At 31.3% G+C, this 3,249-nt stretch carries 4 protein-coding genes; all 4 read left to right on the top strand.

Annotated features, from left to right (window positions below):
• Positions 1 to 199: 199 nt before the first annotated feature.
• Complete coding sequence (locus MR593_RS03220) at positions 200 to 652, top strand: hypothetical protein (protein WP_290686867.1); 453 nt, start codon at positions 200 to 202, stop codon at positions 650 to 652.
• Between the two features lie 53 nt (positions 653 to 705).
• On the top strand, positions 706 to 1,203 hold the full coding sequence (locus MR593_RS03225; protein WP_290686870.1) for a hypothetical protein: 498 nt from the start codon (positions 706 to 708) through the stop codon (positions 1,201 to 1,203).
• A gap of 227 nt (positions 1,204 to 1,430) precedes the next feature.
• Complete coding sequence (locus tag MR593_RS03230; protein ID WP_290686872.1) at positions 1,431 to 2,279, top strand: phosphate ABC transporter substrate-binding protein; 849 nt, start codon at positions 1,431 to 1,433, stop codon at positions 2,277 to 2,279.
• Positions 2,280 to 2,468: 189 nt separating this feature from the next.
• Positions 2,469 to 3,249: phosphate ABC transporter permease subunit PstC (gene pstC, locus MR593_RS03235; RefSeq protein ID WP_442908397.1), on the top strand; the 781-nt coding region annotated here is incomplete at its 3' end.

Here is a 3,249-nt window from a genome sequence, read left to right on the forward strand (position 1 = left end):
AGCTACCATTTAATCGAGAATTTTCTAAAAAGATAAGTTAAAAAGATCGTCACATAGAAGGATAACTATTCTATGTGGCGATTTTTTGTGTTATGTTAAGAAATTAATATATTCTTAAGTGATAATTAACTAGCATTTAGGAAAATGTTAACATAGAAAAATTATACTTAAGTTGTAAATAAATAGAGGAGGAAATTTCATGAATTATAAGTCTAAAAAGGTGATGCTATTAATAATAGTAGTTTTATTAATAGTAATTCCAGCAGGAATATTTATAAATAAAAATCTTTCAAAGAGGGATTTAGATTCAAATGCAGTAAAGTGGACTCAGGAAAAAAACTCAGATCCAGAGAGCATAAAAATACCAGGCTATAGCACTATAACAATACCAGCAAATACTAAAGATGTTCAAATAACATTGGGCAATCCTGAAGGCAATCAATGCTATTTTAAATTTGAGTTATTAGTAGATGGAGAAAGCTTGTACACATCAGATTTTGTTAAATCTGGATATGCTATAGAAAATATAGAATTAGAAAAAGCACTTGAAAAGGGAACTTATGATGCAGTAATAAAAATTACACCTTATTCCCTAGATAAGGAAAGCCAATACGCAGGTGCCAATGTGAGAGCTACTGTGGAAGTAGTATAGATTATGTAAATAAATACGAAAGTATTTAAATATAAACAATTTGGAGGAAAAAAATGAAAAGAAAGAAAACAGCATTATTATTATCAACTCTAGCAATTTGCTCAACAATGATGGTAACAGCAAATGCTCAGTCTCAATCAACAGAACTAGAATACGTTCTAAAAAATGATCCAACTTACACAGTTGAAATACCAGCTAAAATAACTATAGCTAAAGATGGTTCAGACATGACAATCAAAGCTTCTAATGTTAATTATTTAGATGGACAAAAAGTATCTGTATCTATAGCTGGAACAGATTATTTTAGAAATCAAATGGTTTTAACAAATAAAGAAACAAACACAGTTATGAGATATCAAATAGTAAAAGAAGATGGAACAGTTATAGAAACAACTGGAACAAAGGATCAAGCAAATGGAGTAGAAGTTGCAGCATTTACTGAAGATGGTGAAGTCAACAATAAAGTTTTACCAGTTAAACTTCCTTCATCAAAGGTTGGAACTTATACAGGAAGCATAACTTTTGATATAGGTCTAGTAGACGCCGAATAATTAATAGCTAAAAGGGTACTTATAGTTTTTTAGGGTCATTGAGATATAATCAATGATCTTTTTTTATGTGTTAACGATAACTTAACATACTTAACCTTATAATAACCTAGCATTAATAAAGACTTAAGACGCTGCCTGTATTATATAAAGTGTAAAAGGAAATAAGAAAACAAAGGGTACTAAAAAAGAAAAAAATAAAATTTTTATAAAACGATGGAGGAGAAAAAATGTTTAACAAAAAGAAATTAATCTCAATCTTAGCAGGTACTTTATTAGTAGGATCATTAGTAGGTTGCAGCAGTGGCGGTGCAGCATCAAGTGGATCAGGCGCTTCAGACTCAACTAAAATCACTGTATCAGGTTCAACTTCAATAGGACCAACAATGGAAGTTTTAGCAGAAAACTACCAAAAAGCAAACGAAGGTGTATCAATCGAAGTTCAACAAGTAGGTTCATCAGCAGGTATAACAAACACAATCGACGGAACTTCACAAATAGGGATGTCTTCAAGAGATTTAAAGGATGAAGAAAAATCTGAAGGATTAGAAGAATACCAAATAGCTATAGATGGTATAGCAGTAATCACAAATACAGCAAATGATGTAAAAGACTTAACAATGGATCAAATAAAAGACATCTACACAGGAAAAATAACTAACTGGAAAGAAGTTGGAGGAAAAGATGCACAAATAGTTGTTGTATCTAGAGAAGATGGTTCAGGAACAAGAGATGGTTTCCAAGAAATAGTAGGATTTGAATCAGAAGAATTAACTGGAGATGCTCAAATATCTGACGGTTCAGGTAACATCAAAACAACTGTTCAAGGAAACGAAAATGCAATAGGTTATATCTCATTTGGATACTTAGATGACTCTATAAACTCAGTAAAAATAGGTGGTGTAGAACCAACTGAAGAAAATGTTTATAAAGATAAATATCCAATATCAAGACCATTCTTATTAGTAACTAAAGGTGAAGCAACTGGTGATGCAAAAGCTTTAATAGACTACATATTAAGTGATGAAGGTCAAAATACAATAAAAGAAGAAGGCTTCATGAGTATAAATGAAAAATAGAAATTAAATAAATTATTGAAGATAGTTTGGAGTGTTGCAAAAGATACTAGATAGCATTTTGTAGCACTCCGTTTTAAAAAGGAGGAGTTTATATTGGAAAAAGTGGAATCAATCAATGTAAATGAAAGCAACTCATCTAATAAAAATAGAGGCAAATATATAGTAGAAGCCGTTACAGAAAAGATATTTATGATAAGTGCTTTAGTAGCAGTAATAAGTTTATTACTTATAATAGGGTTTGTATTTTATAAAGGTTTAATGCCTTTCATAGCAGAAGGATACTCATTTATAGATTTTATATTTGGAACTGAATGGTTGCCAGGATCTCAAAAATTCGGTATCGGTTCTATGATAGTAACTTCAATAGTAGCTACAATAGGAGCTTTGATAATAGGAGTTCCAGTAGGAATACTTGCAGCAATATTTATAGCAGAAATTTGTCCTAAAAGATACGCAAAAATAATTTCAACAGCAGTAGAACTTTTATCTGGGATACCATCAGTACTTTACGGTATATTTGGGTTAGCGATTATTGTTCCAGCAATACAAAATGTATTAAATCTTCCTAAAGGACAAAGCTTATTAGCAGTAATTTTCGTATTAGCAATAATGATGCTTCCAACAATAATCTCATTATCAGAAACTTCAATAAGAGCAGTACCAAAAGCATACAAAGAAGGATCTCTAGCATTAGGCGCATCAAAAATAGAAACAATATTCAAAGTAACAGTACCAGCAGCTAAATCAGGAATACTAGCAGGTGTAATCCTAGGTATAGGTAGAGCATTAGGTGAAACAATGGCAGTAATACTAGTAGCAGGGAACTCAACAGCATTCCCTACATCAATTCTAGATAGTGTAAGACCACTTACAACAAACATAGCTCTAGAAATGGGATACGTAGCAGGAACACATCAAGAAATGTTGTTTGCAACAGGGGTTGTGCTTTTCATATTCATAATAATTATAA

Source organism: Intestinibacter sp. (genome assembly GCF_022780145.1).
In the GTDB taxonomy this organism is placed as follows: Bacteria; Bacillota; Clostridia; order Peptostreptococcales; family Peptostreptococcaceae; genus Intestinibacter.